This is a genomic window from Sneathiella sp. P13V-1, assembly GCF_015143595.1.
In the GTDB taxonomy this organism is placed as follows: Bacteria; Pseudomonadota; Alphaproteobacteria; order Sneathiellales; family Sneathiellaceae; genus Sneathiella.
In genome coordinates, this window is record NZ_WYEU01000002.1 from 245342 (window position 1) to 261275 (window position 15934).

At 49.3% G+C, this 15934-nt stretch carries 14 protein-coding genes; 12 read left to right on the top strand and 2 right to left on the bottom strand.

Features of this window, described 5'->3' with window-relative positions; translation table 11 throughout:
- The first annotated feature begins 11 nt into the window (after window positions 1–11).
- Genes GUA87_RS08170 through GUA87_RS08180 form a run of 3 tightly spaced genes read left to right on the top strand, consistent with a single transcriptional unit; the run spans window position 12 to window position 3001 of the window.
- On the top strand, window positions 12–1214 hold the full coding sequence (locus GUA87_RS08170; RefSeq protein ID WP_193716071.1) for an acetyl-CoA C-acyltransferase: 1203 nt from the start codon (window positions 12–14) through the stop codon (window positions 1212–1214).
- Window positions 1215–1252: 38 nt separating this feature from the next.
- Window positions 1253–2386: an acyl-CoA dehydrogenase family protein gene (locus GUA87_RS08175; protein WP_193716072.1), complete on the top strand. Its 1134-nt coding sequence runs from the start codon at window positions 1253–1255 to the stop codon at window positions 2384–2386.
- 6 nt (window positions 2387–2392) lie between these two features.
- On the top strand, window positions 2393–3001 hold the full coding sequence (locus GUA87_RS08180; protein WP_193716073.1) for a 2-hydroxychromene-2-carboxylate isomerase: 609 nt from the start codon (window positions 2393–2395) through the stop codon (window positions 2999–3001).
- A 75-nt stretch (window positions 3002–3076) separates the two neighbouring features.
- Here the strand turns inward: GUA87_RS08180 and GUA87_RS08185 are convergent, their stop codons facing one another.
- A complete protein-coding gene (locus GUA87_RS08185; protein WP_193716074.1) occupies window positions 3077–3859 on the bottom strand; it encodes an SDR family NAD(P)-dependent oxidoreductase in 783 nt (260 codons plus the stop codon).
- Window positions 3860–4006: 147 nt separating this feature from the next.
- On the opposite strand from GUA87_RS08185, the gene GUA87_RS08190 reads away from it, so the two are divergent.
- Genes GUA87_RS08190 through GUA87_RS08210 form a run of 5 tightly spaced genes read left to right on the top strand, consistent with a single transcriptional unit; the run spans window position 4007 to window position 9802 of the window.
- Complete coding sequence (locus GUA87_RS08190; protein ID WP_193716075.1) at window positions 4007–5614, top strand: carboxyl transferase domain-containing protein; 1608 nt, start codon at window positions 4007–4009, stop codon at window positions 5612–5614.
- Window positions 5615–5624: 10 nt separating this feature from the next.
- Window positions 5625–6419, top strand: a complete 795-nt coding sequence (locus tag GUA87_RS08195) for an enoyl-CoA hydratase-related protein (RefSeq protein ID WP_193716076.1) — start codon at window positions 5625–5627, stop codon at window positions 6417–6419.
- 17 nt (window positions 6420–6436) lie between these two features.
- The gene (locus tag GUA87_RS18075) at window positions 6437–8458 is read left to right on the top strand and encodes an acetyl/propionyl/methylcrotonyl-CoA carboxylase subunit alpha (RefSeq protein ID WP_193716077.1); all 2022 of its coding nucleotides are present in this window, start codon (window positions 6437–6439) and stop codon (window positions 8456–8458) included.
- Window positions 8458–9387 (top strand): hydroxymethylglutaryl-CoA lyase, encoded by a 930-nt coding sequence (locus GUA87_RS08205; RefSeq protein WP_193716078.1) that lies wholly within the window; start codon window positions 8458–8460, stop codon window positions 9385–9387. Before GUA87_RS18075 ends, GUA87_RS08205 begins: the two co-directional genes overlap by 1 nt.
- Window positions 9368–9802: a DUF1489 family protein gene (locus GUA87_RS08210; RefSeq protein WP_193716079.1), complete on the top strand. Its 435-nt coding sequence runs from the start codon at window positions 9368–9370 to the stop codon at window positions 9800–9802. The genes GUA87_RS08205 and GUA87_RS08210 overlap by 20 nt, the downstream gene beginning before the upstream one ends.
- Window positions 9803–9821: 19 nt before the next feature.
- Here GUA87_RS08210 and GUA87_RS08215 read toward each other — a convergent pair whose 3' ends face one another.
- The gene (locus GUA87_RS08215) at window positions 9822–11891 is read right to left on the bottom strand and encodes a molybdopterin-dependent oxidoreductase (RefSeq protein WP_193716080.1); all 2070 of its coding nucleotides are present in this window, start codon (window positions 11889–11891) and stop codon (window positions 9822–9824) included.
- A 212-nt stretch (window positions 11892–12103) separates the two neighbouring features.
- On the opposite strand from GUA87_RS08215, the gene GUA87_RS08220 reads away from it, so the two are divergent.
- From GUA87_RS08220 to GUA87_RS08235, 4 genes are read left to right on the top strand one after another with little or no spacing between them, the layout of a single operon-like run.
- Complete coding sequence (locus GUA87_RS08220) at window positions 12104–12799, top strand: lysophospholipid acyltransferase family protein (protein ID WP_193716081.1); 696 nt, start codon at window positions 12104–12106, stop codon at window positions 12797–12799.
- Window positions 12800–12802: 3 nt separating this feature from the next.
- Window positions 12803–14071 (top strand): 3-deoxy-D-manno-octulosonic acid transferase, encoded by a 1269-nt coding sequence (locus GUA87_RS08225; protein ID WP_193716082.1) that lies wholly within the window; start codon window positions 12803–12805, stop codon window positions 14069–14071.
- Entirely contained in the window at window positions 14072–15058 is a 987-nt protein-coding gene (lpxK, locus tag GUA87_RS08230) for a tetraacyldisaccharide 4'-kinase (protein WP_193716083.1), read from the top strand. It abuts the gene before it with no gap.
- The gene (locus tag GUA87_RS08235) at window positions 15051–15929 is read left to right on the top strand and encodes a lysophospholipid acyltransferase family protein (RefSeq protein WP_193716084.1); all 879 of its coding nucleotides are present in this window, start codon (window positions 15051–15053) and stop codon (window positions 15927–15929) included. Before lpxK ends, GUA87_RS08235 begins: the two co-directional genes overlap by 8 nt.
- Window positions 15930–15934 lie beyond the last annotated feature (5 nt).

Sequence of the window (15934 nt, forward strand, 5' to 3'; positions counted from 1 at the left end):
AGAAATATCGAATGATGGAGAAACAAATGAGTGACGATCCTATTGTGATTGTAGGTATGGCCCGTACACCAATGGGCGGCTTTCAAGGCGATCTGGCCGATGTAAAAGCCCCGCAGTTAGGTGCCATTGCGATTGAAGGCGCTATGAAACGCGCCGGTCTTACAGGCGATGACATCGACGAAGTTGTCATGGGTTGTGTGCTTCCTGCGGGTCTTGGTCAGGCACCTGCGCGTCAGGCGTCCTTTGGTGCGGGTATCCCGGACACAGTTGGCTGTACAACAGTGAACAAGATGTGTGGCTCAGGTATGCGTGCGGCGATGTATGCCTATGATGCGATTAAAGCGGGCAGCAGCAATGTTATGGTTGCCGGTGGCTTTGAAAGCATGACAAATGCCCCATACATCCTGCCAAAAATGCGTGGCGGTATGCGCCTCGGTCATGGGGAAGTGAAAGATCACATGTTCCTGGATGGTCTAGAAGATGCCTATGAAGAAGGTCGTCTGATGGGCTCTTTCGCGGAAGAAATGGCAGGTCAGTACCAGTTCACCCGCGAAGCTCAGGACGCCTATGCGATTGAATCTCTGGCGCGTGCCAAGAAAGCAACGGAAGATGGGACATTTGACCCTGAAATCGTTCCTGTAACTGTCAAAACACGTAAAGGTGACGTAGTCATCGAACGTGACGAGCAGGCACTTAAAGGTAACCCAGAAAAAATCCCAACATTGAAACCAGCCTTTGCTAAAGACGGTACAGTAACAGCGGCAAATGCTTCTTCCATTTCTGATGGCGGTGCTGCGCTTGTTATGATGCGTCAGTCTGAAGCAGAAAAGCGTGGTCTGAAACCAATCGCTGTTTTCCACGCGCATTCAACAAATGCCCGCAAACCATCTGAATTTACAATTGCCCCAATCGGCGCAATTTCCAAAGTGATGGATAAAGTCGGTTGGACAAAAGACGACGTTGATCTTTTCGAGATTAACGAAGCCTTTGCGGTTGTTGCTATGGCAGCGATGAAAGATTTGGGTCTGGACCACGATAAAGTAAACGTTCACGGCGGTGCCTGCGCTTTGGGTCACCCGGTTGGTGCTTCCGGCGCGCGTATTGTGATCACGCTCCTGAATGCCCTGCAGAAATATGGCAAAAAACGCGGTGTTGCGGCTTTGTGTATTGGTGGTGGTGAAGCCACTGCCATGGCTGTAGAGCTGGTAGCCTAAATTTATCAAGTAATCGCCAGACGGTGAGGAAGTAAGACATGATTTTGAGCGAAGAACAAACCATGATCCGCGATATGGCGCGGGGTTTTGCAACGAACCGTCTGGCGCCGAATACAGTCGCTTGGGAGCAGGCTGCGGCCGTTCCCAAGGACGTATTCGATGAAATGGGGGCGCTTGGCCTCATGGGGATGACAATCCCTGAAGAATATGGTGGAGCAGGGACAGATTATGTCTCTTACGCACTTGCCTTGATGGAAATCGCAGGCGGTGACGGCGCCATTTCAACAGTTATGAGCGTTAATAACTCCCCTTGCTGCGCAGCCATTATGAAAGATGGCACCGAAGCGCAGAAACAGAAATATCTAACACCCTTGGCAAAAGGCGAAATGATCGGTGCGTTCTGTCTGACAGAACCCCATGCCGGTTCAGACGCTTCAGCCCTTAAAACCAAGGCAGTTCGCGATGGCGATGATTTCATCATCAATGGCACAAAGCAGTTTATTACATCTGGCAAGATCGGCGGTGTCGCCCTAGTGTTTGCCGTGACGGATCCAGCCGCTGGCAAAAAAGGCATCAGTTGCTTTATCGTTCCAACGGATAGCGATGGGTATCGTGTTGCGTCTATAGAGCAGAAATTGGGCCAGAAGGCATCTGATACCTGTCAGATTGCACTGGAAGATGTGCGGGTGCCTGCAGGAAATATGCTGGGCGCTGAAGGGGCGGGCTACCGCATTGCCCTTGCTAACCTTGAAACAGGGCGCATTGGTATTGGGGCGCAAAGTGTCGGTATGGCAGCTGCAGCCTTGAAGCATGCCATTGAATATTCAAAAGAACGCGTCTCTTTTGATCAGCCGATTATTCAGCATCAGGCAGTTGGCTTCCGCTTGGCTGACATGGCAACCAAAGTCGAAGTTGCCCGCCAAATGGTCATTCATGCGGCCAGCCTGAAAGATGCAGGCCTTCCCTGTTTGACCGAAGCCAGTATGGCAAAACTTTTCGCCTCAGAGATGGCCGAAGAAGTTTGCTCGGGTGCTATTCAGACATTGGGTGGTAACGGCTTTATTGCTGATTACCCAGTTGAAAAAATCTATCGCGATGTTCGTGTCTGCCAGATTTACGAAGGTACTTCTGATATTCAGAAGATGGTCATTGCACGGAACTTGGCGGCGTAAGGAAAGATGATGGGCGCGCCAATTGACTTCTATTTTGATTTTTCATCCCCTTACGCGTATCTCGCAAGCCGGATGATTGGGCCTGTCGCTGAAAAGCATGGGCGTGACGTCAATTGGCACTCTTTCATGTTGGGGGCGGCGTTCAAGGGTGAAAATACAGGGCCCTTGACAGTATATCCGCGTAAAGGGGCTTATTCAGTTCATGATTTTTATCGGACCGCCCGGAAATATGACATTCCGTTTCAGATGCCAGAGGACTTCCCCAAAATAACCTTGGGGGCATCACGTGTATTCTATTGGCTATCCAATGAAAATAAGGAACTGGCCCACAAATTTGCTGTAGCTGTTTTTGAAGCATATTTCGTCAATGGCCGGGATATCTCGGAGAGGCAAGTTGTTCTTCAAATAGCGGAAGAATGTGGGTTATTTGCCAAAGAAATTGGTGACGTCATGGACGATCCAGAGGTGAAAGAAGCCTATAAGGCTTCAGTGGAAGAGATCGTCAATACCAAGGATATTTTTGGCGCGCCTTTCTTTATCGTCGACGGGGAGCCGTTTTGGGGCGCAGATCGTGTCGTTCAAGTGGATGAGTGGTTGGCAACAGGAGGCTGGTAGGCTTTCGGTTAAGGTTTGCCAAGTAATAGGAAAATCGGCCCCACCCAAGCAGGGCCGATATAAAAAAGCGGACTTCTAGTAGAGGAAATATCCGCCATCAACGAGGAAAGTATCGCCTGTATGGTAACTGCTGGCACCAGACATAATGTAGACGGCAATGCCGCCGAAGTCCTCAGGGTTGCCCCAGCGACCTGCCGGGATGCGTGGCAGAACGTTGTCAGAAAATCTGTCCCAGTTAAACAGCGGGTCCGTCATGGCGGTTTCAATCCAGCCAGGCAGGATAGCGTTCGCGGTGATACCAAGCGGTGCGAACTCAACAGCCATGGCTTTCAGCATGGAGATAAGTCCACCTTTGGTCGCGGCGTAATGCTCATTACGGGCAGCACCAGAGATCGCAGCAAGGCTGGCCGTTCCCACAAGACGCCCGCCCGGATCACCGGCTTTAGCGCGTTCCGCCATATGTTTAGCAGCTTCTTGCAGCGTGTAAAAGGCGCCATCCATGTTGATGCCCATGACGCGCTTCCACTCGTCATCTTGCATATCAAGGAAAGATTGTCCTCGTCCGCTTACACCGGCATTGGCGAAACATCCGTCAACGCGGCCGTATTGAGACAGAGTTTCAGCAAAGCAATCCTGAACTTCTTTTTGATCGGCGACATTACAGACGAGGGACGAAACTTTCGTTCCAAACTCTTTCAATTCTTCAATCGCATCGGCGTTTTTCTTCTCGTTTGTTCCCCAGATGCAAACGTCACCTCCCGCGGCGGCAATGGCTTTAGCCATTCCAAGTCCGATACCACCGTTACCACCGGTGATCAGAGCGACTTTTCCGGAGAGATCAAATGCGTTGTAGGCCATTTATGGCTCCCTTACTTTTTTATGGTTATCGATCAAGGCGTATCACAAAGCCTGTCGGAGGCCAAGAATTTGATAGCTAGCGCCCTTAGAGAGTGTGCTGACTATTTCGGTGTTTTCTTCATTTCTGCAAAAAGGAATTTTGCGTAAATGTCTGTTTTAAAAAGCAATCTAAATACGAGGAGCGATGACTTCAAAGCCAATGCTGCACATATGCAGTCGCTGGTGGATGATCTTCGCGAAAAAGTCTCTGACGCCAAACTTGGGGGTGGTGAGAAGGCCCGTGACAAACATTTGTCTCGCGGAAAACTGTTGCCGCGTGAACGTGTGCGCAAACTCCTTGATCCGGGATCCCCGTTTCTGGAGCTTAGCCAGCTTGCTGCCTATGACATGTATGGCGGGGATATCAATTCGGCCGGTATCATTACGGGGATTGGTCGCATTCAGGGCCGCGAATGTGTTGTTGTTTGTAACGATGCGACAGTTAAGGGTGGTACTTACTATCCAATGACAGTGAAGAAACACCTTCGCGCGCAGGAAGTTGCAGAACAAAATAATCTGCCTTGTGTGTATCTGGTGGATAGTGGCGGGGCCAACCTTCCAAACCAACAGGATGTGTTCCCGGACCGTGAACATTTTGGCCGTATTTTCTTCAATCAGGCGAACATGTCCGCGAAGGGCATTCCTCAGGTTGCTGTTGTTATGGGTTCCTGTACTGCGGGTGGAGCATATGTGCCGGCCATGTCAGACGAAAGCGTCATCGTTCGGAACCAAGGTACGATCTTTCTGGGCGGACCGCCTTTGGTGAAAGCGGCGACAGGCGAGATAGTTTCTGCAGAAGATCTGGGCGGTGCGGATGTTCACTCTCGTACTTCCGGTGTAACGGACCATTATGCTGAGAATGATCTGCATGCGCTTGAAATTGCCCGCAATATTGTCGGCACATTCAATCGTCCAAAACCAATGTCTTTGGATATTCGTAAACCGGTCGATCCGCTTTATGATCCAAAAGAAATCTATGGATTGATCCCGCAAGATACACGTCAGCCATTTGATGTACGTGAAGTGATTGCCCGTGTGGTCGACGGCTCTGAATTTGATGAGTTCAAGAAGCTGTACGGAACAACTTTGGTAACTGGCTTTGCCCATTTGCATGGTTATCCGGTTGGTATCATTGCCAATAACGGTATTCTCTTCTCAGAATCCGCTGTGAAGGGCGCTCACTTCATTGAGCTATGCTGCCAGCGCAATATCCCACTTGTGTTCCTGCAGAACATCACTGGCTTTATGGTGGGACAGAAATATGAAAGCGGCGGTATCGCGAAAGATGGTGCGAAACTGGTAACAGCTGTTGCCACCGCTAAAGTTCCAAAATTCACTATGGTTTTTGGTGGCTCTTTTGGTGCCGGTAACTATGGCATGTGTGGCCGTGCTTACAGCCCGCGTATGCTCTGGATGTGGCCAAACTCACGTATCTCCGTGATGGGTGGTGAACAGGCAGCTTCTGTTCTGGCAACGGTTAAACGTGACGGTATGGAAGCGCGTGGTCAGAGCTGGAGCGCAGAAGAAGAAGAAGCCTTCAAAGCGCCAGTTCGTGAACAGTATGAAGTTGAAGGTCATCCATATTTCGCAAGTGCGCGTCTGTGGGATGACGGTATTATTGATCCGGCAGATACACGCCGTGTTCTTGGACTTGGGCTATCAGCATCATTGAACGCCCCAATTGAGCCAACCAAATTTGGCCTCTTCAGAATGTAAGGATGATAAGATGAGCGAAGAATCTGCTGTATTGCATTTCTCAACTGACGGCATTGCAACCGTTACGCTGAACCGTCCGGATCTGCACAATGCGTTCGATGAAGAACTTATTGAACGTCTGGGTGATATGTTCGAAGACCTGGGCCACCAGGAAGGTGTTCGTGCCGTTGTGGTTGCCGCTGCTGGGAAAAGTTTCTGCGCCGGTGCGGACCTGAATTGGATGAAACGGGCCGCTGGCTTCACCGAGGAAGATAACCGCGAAGATGCGCTTGCGTTGGGCCGGATGCTGAAAAACCTGCACAACATTCCAAAGCCAACCATCGCTCTCGTTCAAGGAGCCGCTTATGGTGGCGGTGTTGGACTTGTCGCTGCTTGTGACATCGCGATTGGTGTGAAAGCCTCTAAATTCTGCTTGTCAGAAGTGAAGTTAGGCCTGATCCCAGCCGTAATTTCTCCATATGTGGTGGAAGCCATGGGTGTTCGTGCCTGCCGTCGTTACTTCCTGACTGCAGAACTGTTTGGATCGGAAGAAGCCCATCACAATGGTCTGCTCCATGAAGTCGTAGAAGATGTTCATCATCTGGCGGAAGCACGTGATCGTGTGTTGAATCAGCTTCGTGCCAATGCTCCAGATGCGATGGCCGACGCAAAAGATCTTGTCTACACGGTCGCAGGACGCCCAATTGCACAAGACGTTATCAATGAAACCGCAGACCGCATCGCGGCCCGTCGCACAACAGATGAGGCTAAGGAAGGCATTACAGCATTCCTTGAAAAACGCAAAGCTGCATGGAATAACTCCTGATATAGGTGGATTAACCGGTGTTTCGAAAAATACTAATTGCAAACCGCGGTGAAATTGCCTGCCGCGTAATGGATACAGCCCGCAAAATGGGCATTAAAACCGTTGCTGTTTATTCAGAGGCAGATGCGACGTCTCGTCATGTACAGATGGCGGATGAAGCCGTTCTTCTTGGCCCTGCGGAAGTTTCAGAAAGTTATCTAAAGGCGGATAAAATTCTGGATATCGCGAAAATGACAGGCGCGGAAGCAATCCACCCTGGATATGGCTTCCTGTCAGAAAATGCTGAATTTGCTGATAAGTGCGAAAAAGAAGGTGTTGTCTTTATTGGTCCACCTTCTGATGCAATTCGCGCCATGGGTCTGAAAGATGCCGCGAAAGCCATGATGGAAGAGGCTAACGTGCCTGTTGTTCCTGGCTATCACGGTGAAGATCAAGATCCTGATATGCTGGCAAAAGAAGCTGAAAGAATTGGATATCCGGTTCTGATTAAAGCCGTTGCAGGCGGTGGTGGTAAAGGGATGCGTCGTGTCGATAGCGCGGCAGAATTTCCGGATGCCTTGGGCGGTGCGCAACGTGAAGCAGCAAATGCCTTTGGTGATGACCGTGTTCTGATCGAAAAATTCTTGGTCAAACCACGCCACATTGAAATTCAGGTTTTTGCTGACGGGCAAGGCAACGCAGTTCATTTGTTTGAGCGTGATTGTTCCCTTCAGCGTCGTCATCAGAAAGTCATTGAAGAGGCCCCAGCACCAGGTATGCCAGTTTCCATGCGTGAAGCCATGGGTGCGGCAGCCGTTGCTGCAGCAAAAGCTATCAATTATGAAGGCGCAGGTACCGTTGAATTTATCGCTGATGTGAGCGATGGCCTGAAAGAAGACGGTTTCTTCTTTATGGAAATGAACACCCGCCTTCAGGTGGAACACCCTGTGACGGAACTGATCACCGGTCAGGACCTTGTGGAGTGGCAATTGATTGTTGCTTCCGGCGGCGCATTGCCAGTAACTCAGGATGAATTGTCCATTTCCGGTCATTCCTTTGAGGCTCGCCTTTATGCTGAAGATCCACATAATGACTTCCTCCCGGCGACAGGACCGCTACTTCGTCTGCGGGCACCGGCAGAGGTTAATGGTGTGCGTGTGGACACTGGTGTTCGCGAAGGCGATAATGTGACTCCGTTCTATGATCCGATGATTGCCAAACTCGTTGTTTGGGATGAAAATCGGGACGCGGCCCTTCGAAAGTTGGGCGCGGCTCTTGGCAATTATCAGGTGGCAGGTCTGGTGACAAACCTTGAGTTTCTGAAAAATGTTGCAGCAAGTAAATCTTTTGCAGATGCGGATCTGGATACTGGGTTTATTGATCGTTTCCGCGATGAACTCATCCCTGAAAAACCACCGGTAACCAATCATCATTTGGCGCTGGTATCCTTGTGGCAGGTTCTCACCGAAGCGGAAGAGAAGGCGGCGATTGCGGCTGACAGCAACGACCCTTACTCCCCTTGGAATGATACGTCTTCATGGCGCATGAATGATCGTGCCCATCACGATTACACATTTGCTGGGAATGAGGGTGACATTGATGTGATGGTATCTTCCGAAGATGGGAAATACATCATTGATGTCGCGGGATCTGAAATCCTGAGCTCAGCAACCTTGCTGGAAGATGGATCTTTACGGGCCGATCTGGATGGCCATATTGTTCAGGCAAGTGTTGTCCGTGATGATAACCGTTACATTGTCATCTTTGATGGCAAGCAGGTTGAGATCAATCGTGTTGTGAATGATTTTGATGGTACGGGTGATGATGGTGGCGCGGGTGCGATTACATCGCCAATGCCAGGTAAGATCATTCAAATGGCTGTCGCTGCTGGTGATACCGTTGCCAAAGGCGATACGCTGGCTGTTATGGAAGCCATGAAAATGGAGCATTCCTTGACGGCTGCTGCTGACGGAACCGTTGCCGAAGTCTATTACGAAGTGGGCGATCAGGTGGATGAAGGTGAACTTCTAATCCGTCTGGAAGCAGAAGAGGAGGGGTGATGACTTCCTTCCCGACAATTGCACGTATTTTCGAAGTTGGAGCCCGTGATGGGCTCCAAAACGAAAAGGAACAGATCCCAACGAATATCAAGCTGGAATTGATCGACCGCCTTGTCGATGCTGGTGTGACGGCTTTAGAAGCTGGTGCTTTTGTGTCCCCAAAATGGGTGCCTCAGATGGCCGACACAAAGGACATCATGGAAAAGTTGAGCCGTAAAGAAGCTGTTTCCTATGCGGTTCTGACCCCGAACATGAAAGGCTTTGACGGCGCCGTTGCTGGTAACGCAGATGAAATTCTGTTGTTTACAGCGGCGTCCGAACAATTCAATCAGAAGAATATCAACTGTTCTATTGATGAAAGTTTTGAACGTTTTGCACCTGTAGTGGATGCTGCGAAAGCGGCAAATATGCCATTTCGTGTGAGCGTTTCCTGTTCTTTGGGAAGTCCTTTTGGTGAAGAAATTACACCGGCACAAGTGGCCTCTGTTGCAAAACGCGCCTATGCACTGGGGGCCTATGAGATTTCAATTGCCGATACCATTGGTGTGGGAACACCAGTGCTCACCCGTCAGGTTTTAGAAGCTGTGGCTAATGAAATCCCAGTGGATGCCATCAGCGTACATCTTCATGACACCTACGGTCAGGCGCTTGCCAATATTCTGGCGGCTCTTGAACTTGGTATTAACAAGATCGACAGCTCTGTTGCGGGGCTTGGCGGATGTCCTTATGCACCTGGCGCAACAGGGAATGTTGCAACTGAAGATGTTCTCTATATGTTAGAGGGGATGGGAATCGATACAGGTATTGATCTTGAGAAGATGGTACGGACCGCTTGGTTCATTTCCGGCTTCCTTGGACGTCCTCCGGTTTCCAGCGTCGCAAAAGCATTAAAGAACAAATTCAATATCGATGACAGTACATCTTGTTAAAGTTTGTGTTGGTGTAACCTCAATCGATCAGCTGCGCTCCTCTCAGGAGCGAAGGCTGATCGGTGGACCTTTATGCCATGCAACAAAGCAGCGTCCCCAACGGGAAGAAGAACTGCTGGCCGGCGGATCCCTCTATTGGATCATTAAAGGCAATATCGCTGTTCGACAGCGTATCACAAAACTCGAACGCCTCTACGATCCCGACGGAGAGAAATGCGGCCTTATTCTGGATCCAGAACTTGTGGAAACAGAACTGGTTCAACGCGGACCCCATCAAGGCTGGCGTTATCTTGAAGAAAAAGACGCCCCGCGTGATCTTCGGGATATCGTTGATGAAGCCAATCAGGATGAAGATACTGAAGGCGAAATGTCGCCTGAGATGGCGGCGGAGCTTAGAGAGCTGGGGTTGTTGTAAACCCCAGCCCGATAAAGGCTTAACCTTCTTTTGTGATCCAAACCGCGGTGTCGTGGAATGCGGCCCCGCCATTTGGTTTGGCTGCATCTGATCCCACCAGAATGTTGATCCCCACCTTTTCGATAAAGAACTTGCTGGGCCAAATGCCCTCTGAAATCACCACATCAGGTTGCAGGCCATCAAAAATCTCAGCGTGGATAAGTATGGATCCTTGCTTGTTTCCCATGCGAACAACATCGTCATTTTCAATGCCAAGTCTGGCCGCAGCTTCGCTATGGATCATCACGGTAGGCTTCTTTTCCCGTTTTAGTGAAGAAGGCGTTGCTGTGAAACTGGTGTTCAGGAAATTGCGGGCAGGGGCCGTTACCAGACGGAACGGATGTTCCTCGGTTGCGTTTTGAATAACATCCCAATGCCCCGGCATATCGGGCATCCCCGCAAAATCAGGGCCTGCGATCGACCAGTCAGGTGAAAAGTGATATTTCCCATCCTGGTGTCCAAATCCATTTAAGAAATGTGCATCCTGAAACGGAATTTGCTTGTCCAGGAAATTGGTTTTCTGATGCGCTTCGATGGAGGGCATACCAGAATCTACCAGAGTTTGCTCAATCAATTCGACTTCCGTCATGTCAAACCCGCGATGTTTTGCGCCTAGGCGCTTGGCAAGTTCACATACGACCCAGTGGTTGGATTTGCATTCACCTAGCGGTTCGATAACCTTCAACCCAAGGCTGACATGGCTTTGACCGCCGCCTTGATACACATCGTCATGCTCTACGAAGGTTGTCGCTGGTAACACAATGTCCGCCATTTTTGCTGTTTCTGTCATGAACTGTTCGTGGACACAAACAAACAGGTCTTCACGGGCAAAGCCTTTATGAACTTTGGCGAGATCTGGGGCGATATCCATCGGATTGGTGTTTTGAATAATCATCGCCGTCACAGGAGGGCCATCCCCAAGATCCTGCTTATCGCCCATAAGGATTGGTCCAATCCGTGATTGATCCAGCATACGAATGGACGGATCGCGGACATCCAGACCTTCAATAAGATCTTTGTTCCAGCCGAAAATAGCTCCATTTGTGTGGAAAGCACCGCCACCTTCATATTTCCAGCTACCTGTCACAGCGGCAATGGAAAGAGCTGCGTGCATGTTGACCGCACCATTACGGCTGCGGGAGAAACCATATCCAAGACGCAGGAAAGTTTTCTTCGTCTGTCCAATGGCTTCGGCAAAGTCTTCGATTTCCTGTACCGGTAGGCCAGTAATTTCTGCGGCCCATTCAGGTGTTTTATTTTTTAGATATGCTTCTAGCTTATCGTGATCTTTGGTGTATTTCTCCAGATAGTCGCGATCTTCAAATCCATCGCGGAAAAGGATATGCATCACAGCCGTTGCAAGCGCACCATCAGTGCCAGGTTTCAGCATTAGGTGGGTGTCTGCCGCCATTGCCGTCGCATTGCGGTATGGGTCAATCACAACAATTTTCGCGCCGTGTTCTTTACGGGCGCGGGTGGCGTGGGTCATGACATTGATCTGGGTATGAACCGCATTGGTTCCCCAAATGACCACCATATCAGATTTCGCCATTTCGCGAGGGTCTGCCCCGACAAATTTACCGGCCCCTGCTTTCCATCCTGCGCGGGCGAGGTTGATACAAATCGTGCCGAAAAAGCCGCTGTATTTTTTCGCATGGCGCAACCGCTCCAACCCGTCGCGGTGAACAAGTCCCATAGTGCCAGCGTAGTAGTATGGCCAGACAGTTTCAGATCCGTACTTTTCTTCACGCTCAAGAAATTCTTTCGCGACTGTGTCCAGTGCTTCATCCCAGCTGATCCGTTCAAACTGACCACTTCCCTTTGAGCCGGTTCGCTTCATAGGGTGCATCAAACGGTCAGGGTGATGAGTGCGTTCTGCATAGCGCGCGACTTTGGCGCAAATAACGCCAGCTGTGTAGGTGTTGTCTTCTGAACCCCGAACACGGCCAATTTCCTGTTTTCCTAACTTTTCAATCTCCAATGAACAGGTGGAGGGGCAATCATGTGGGCAGGAGGAAGGCCTAATTTCAATATTATCAATCTTGTTCATTCGCTTTTACTTCTTTCAGACCTGAGGGCGCCCAATCCACATAAAGTAATCAGTCCGGGGAAGCACTGCAATACACGTTTAGATAATCAGGAAATTGCCACTAGAAGGTGCTGAAAAGGCTGGAACTGAACAATGGGTCAGGATATATCCTGAAATAGAAATTGTTGATGGGAAAGTACTGATCATTGAAGAAGATACTGAAGAGTGACGGAATGAAGGCGATTATTAGTCGCTTTGCAGCTGGATATATCTGGCTCGTCTATCGCACCAGTCGCTGGCAAGTGATCAATGCAGAGCTTCCCCATCAGTTTATTAAAGAGAAAAAGCCTTTCATCATGGCCTTCTGGCATGGGCGATTGTTGATGATGCCAACCTGTGTAACAGATGGTGCCAAAGCGCATGTTATGATTTCCCACCATGGTGACGGTGAGTTAATTGCCCGAACAATTGAGCACTGGGGACTTCATAGCGTAAGAGGGTCCAGTTCCAAGGGAGCTTTGGGGGCTATCAAGGGGATGTTACAGATCATCCGCAAAAACGAGATATGTGTGATTACACCCGATGGACCGCGGGGGCCGCGTATGCGGGCGCAGGATGGTATTGCACGCATTGCCTCCATGTCTGGTGTGCCGGTTTTTCCATCGGCTTTTTCTACATCGCGGGGACGACGCTTGAAGTCTTGGGACAGGTTTATGTTGGCAAAACCTTTTAGCCGCGGGGTAATTATCTGGGGGGATCCGATTTATGTTCCAAAGAAACTGGATGATGAAGGATTGCTCCGCGCGAGAAACGAAATTGAAAGTAGTTTGAATTACATAACTCAAGAGGCAGACCGTCTTTGCGGCCAAGTGCCGGTAGAACCAGCCGAAGAAGTAATTGATCCCACTCAGGGCGAAAAGGTCAAATAGAGTATGTATCTGTCTTTGTATAATGGACTGTTGAAGCTGGTTTCTCCTGCTATTCATCGGCATTTGAAGAAGCGGGTTGCTGAAGGCAAAGAGGATGAAACGCGTCTTGACGAAAGGTTAGGAGAGCCATCCCGAAACCGTCCTGCCGGTGAATTGATCTGGATGCACGCGGCCTCCGTCGGTGAATCATTGTCAGTACTTCCCCTGATCAATGTACTACTCTCACGAAATCCGGAAAGAACTGTTCTCATTACAACAGGTTCAGTCACATCTGCACGCCTGATGGAAGAAAGGCTGCCAACAGGCGCAATTCATCAATTTGTTCCTATTGATACAAAAGTGGCGGTACAGGGTTTTCTAGATCATTGGCAACCGCAACTGGCAATTTGGGTTGAATCAGAGATTTGGCCCAATCTGATTTCGGAAACATCTCGTAGAGGTATTCCGATGATGCTCATAAATGCGCGGATAACGTCCAACAGTTTTTCCATGTGGCGTAAAACAGGAGGTTTGATCAAACGGATCCTTCGTAAATTCGATTATATACATGCACAATCGCAGCTGGCTGCTGATCGTTTGGAATATCTGGGAGCCAAGGATGTTGAAGTTTTAGGAAATCTGAAATTCTCTTCACCGCCCTTGCCTTTCCATACTGAACGCTTCCGTGAAATGACACGTCAGACAGAGCGTCGCAAAATCTGGTTGGCAGCAAGCACCCATAAAGGGGAAGAGGCTATTGCCGCGGCCACACATTTGGCTTTGTCCCCGAAAATTAAAGGACTTCTGACAATCATCGTGCCTCGCCATCCCGACCGGGCTGATGAGATCATGGACAAACTCCAGGAAGCCGGGTTCAAAGTTGCCCAACGTTCAAGGCGCCAGAATATTGAGCCCGATACGGATATTTATCTTGCCGATACAATGGGGGAGATGGGTCTTTTCTATCGCTTGGCAGATGTTGTCTTTGTGGGCGGTTCCTTGGTTGATAAGGGCGGGCAAAATCCATTGGAGCCAGCCAGACTAAATTCTGCGATTATGTTTGGGCCTTATATGAGTAATTTTAACGAAATTGCTACTGATCTGCTGCAAAATCGAGCGGCCCTGCAAGTTAAAGATGGAACTGAACTGGTACAGGCAGCATATAGTCTTATATCAGAGGTTAAGGTTCGAGGAGCTCTCGCCGAGCGCGCAGATGAAGTTGTGAAATCTGGTGAAGCGGTGCTTAGTAAACTTGTCGTTGAAATTGAAAAGACATTATCAGGAAAAGAGTAGGTGAAAGCGCCCAAATTCTGGAATAAAGGATCAGGTTCTATTCTGCAGCAGTTGCTGAGGCCTCTCAGTGCAGTTTATGTTGTGATTGATCGTATGAACCGGGCGCGTGTTATGCCTCAGTCAGTGTCGATACCTGTGATTTGTGTGGGGAACGCTGTTGCTGGCGGGGCAGGGAAAACACCTGTTTCAATTTCCATCGCCAGATTTCTGATCGCCAAAGGCTGGAAGGTTCATTTTCTCTCCCGCGGGTATGGGGGGAGTTACAAGGGGCCGACAAGAGTTGTTCCTGATGTACATGGAGCAAATGAAGTCGGTGATGAGCCCCTTATTTTGGCGAATACTGCGCCTACTTGGATAAGTCAGGATAGGGTGATTGGTGCAAAAGCCGCCGTTGAGGCCGGTGCTGAAGTCATCATTATGGATGACGGATTTCAAAATCCATCCTTACATAAAGACATAAGTTTCCTGGTGGTAGATGGCGGTTATGGTCTAGGAAACGGGTCACTATTGCCTGCAGGCCCTTTACGGGAGACCTGGGGAACTGCTCTGGGACGGGCAGACGCCGTAATTGTTGTAGACCCCTCTCCAATTACAAGTGATCTCAATTGTGATGATAAGCCCAAGTTTAACGCGCAAATTGTGCCACTGGATCTTCAAACCGAAATCGTAGGGCAGAAGGTTATAGCCTTTGCGGGGATTGGGCGGCCTGAAAAATTCTTCAAAAGCCTTCAAAATATAGGTGCTGATGTGATAGAAAGCGTCGAGTTTTCTGATCATCATAAATTCTCACAGGATGATATTATGAAGCTGGTGGAAAGGGCTGCCAATCTGGAGGCAGCGCTTGTCACCACTCGAAAAGATTATGTTCGCCTGTCACCTGAAGCAAAACTTATGACCACTGTATTTGATATTGATCTGACATTTGAGAAGCCACAAAGATTGCAAACTTTGCTTGCGGAAAAACTGGGTGATCGTGAGCATGTCTAAAAATCAAAAAGAAGTTAAACTTAAGCATAGGCTTGAATATGTCGGTGTACGTTTTGCCTTTTGGATGTTTCGGGCATTGGGCAAAAATCGTGCTTGTAATTTAGCGGCTTGGGTGGCGTGCAAAGTGGGGCCTTTGTTGTCCGCACACAAAACGGCACGAAATAACATTGAACAGGCTATGCCAGAGCTAAGTTCCGAACAAATTGACAATATTCTTCATGATATGTGGGATAATCTGGGCCGAAATATTGGTGAACTTCCCTTTATCAGAGAGATAACTCTTACTTCCCCGGATGTGGATGTTGAAGGTATTGAAATCCTTGAAGAAATAAAGAAGAGCAAAACACCAGTGCTTTTTTTGGCTGCCCATTATGGCCCTTGGGAACTTTGTGCGGCTGCGTGCCGTTATTGCGATAATGACGTTCACATCGTTTACCGCGCGGCGAACAATCCATTGGTTGACGATTATTTCCAGCAAAACCGTGAAGTTCCCGAATGCTCCTTTATTCCTAAGGGGAAGAGAGGGGCCAGAGCGTTGTTAAAAGCGCTGAAAGACGCGGGAGGTGTTGTGCTTTTGAACGATCAAAAACAAAACACAGGCCTGCCCATTCCTTTTTTTGGTCGCGAGGCAATGACGGCTACTGCGATTGCTGATCTTGCTGTTCGGGACCGATATCCGATTATTCCTCTGCGAGCTGAGCGCCAAGAAAATGGCCGTGTGAAACTATCTATTCTACCCGCGTTTTACGCCCCGACAGAGGGAGAGCGACAAGAGAAAGTGGTCGAGCTACTGACACAGATCAATGGAATCTATGAAGATTGGATCCGTGCGCGACCCGACCACTGGTTTTGGGTTCATAATCGCTGGTAGGAAGC

What these genes read in the sequence shown, in the direction of transcription:
- GUA87_RS08170 (WP_193716071.1), top strand. Translation starts at nt 12, where the DNA reads ATGATGGAGAAACAAATGAGTGACGATCCTATTGTGATTGTAGGTATG.
- GUA87_RS08175 (WP_193716072.1), top strand. Translation starts at nt 1,253, where the DNA reads ATGATTTTGAGCGAAGAACAAACCATGATCCGCGATATGGCGCGGGGT.
- GUA87_RS08180 (WP_193716073.1), top strand. Translation starts at nt 2,393, where the DNA reads ATGATGGGCGCGCCAATTGACTTCTATTTTGATTTTTCATCCCCTTAC.
- GUA87_RS08185 (WP_193716074.1), bottom strand. Translation starts at nt 3,859, where the DNA reads ATGGCCTACAACGCATTTGATCTCTCCGGAAAAGTCGCTCTGATCACC.
- GUA87_RS08190 (WP_193716075.1), top strand. Translation starts at nt 4,007, where the DNA reads ATGTCTGTTTTAAAAAGCAATCTAAATACGAGGAGCGATGACTTCAAA.
- GUA87_RS08195 (WP_193716076.1), top strand. Translation starts at nt 5,625, where the DNA reads ATGAGCGAAGAATCTGCTGTATTGCATTTCTCAACTGACGGCATTGCA.
- GUA87_RS08205 (WP_193716078.1), top strand. Translation starts at nt 8,458, where the DNA reads ATGACTTCCTTCCCGACAATTGCACGTATTTTCGAAGTTGGAGCCCGT.
- GUA87_RS08210 (WP_193716079.1), top strand. Translation starts at nt 9,368, where the DNA reads ATGACAGTACATCTTGTTAAAGTTTGTGTTGGTGTAACCTCAATCGAT.
- GUA87_RS08215 (WP_193716080.1), bottom strand. Translation starts at nt 11,891, where the DNA reads ATGAACAAGATTGATAATATTGAAATTAGGCCTTCCTCCTGCCCACAT.
- GUA87_RS08220 (WP_193716081.1), top strand. Translation starts at nt 12,104, where the DNA reads ATGAAGGCGATTATTAGTCGCTTTGCAGCTGGATATATCTGGCTCGTC.
- GUA87_RS08225 (WP_193716082.1), top strand. Translation starts at nt 12,803, where the DNA reads ATGTATCTGTCTTTGTATAATGGACTGTTGAAGCTGGTTTCTCCTGCT.
- GUA87_RS08235 (WP_193716084.1), top strand. Translation starts at nt 15,051, where the DNA reads ATGTCTAAAAATCAAAAAGAAGTTAAACTTAAGCATAGGCTTGAATAT.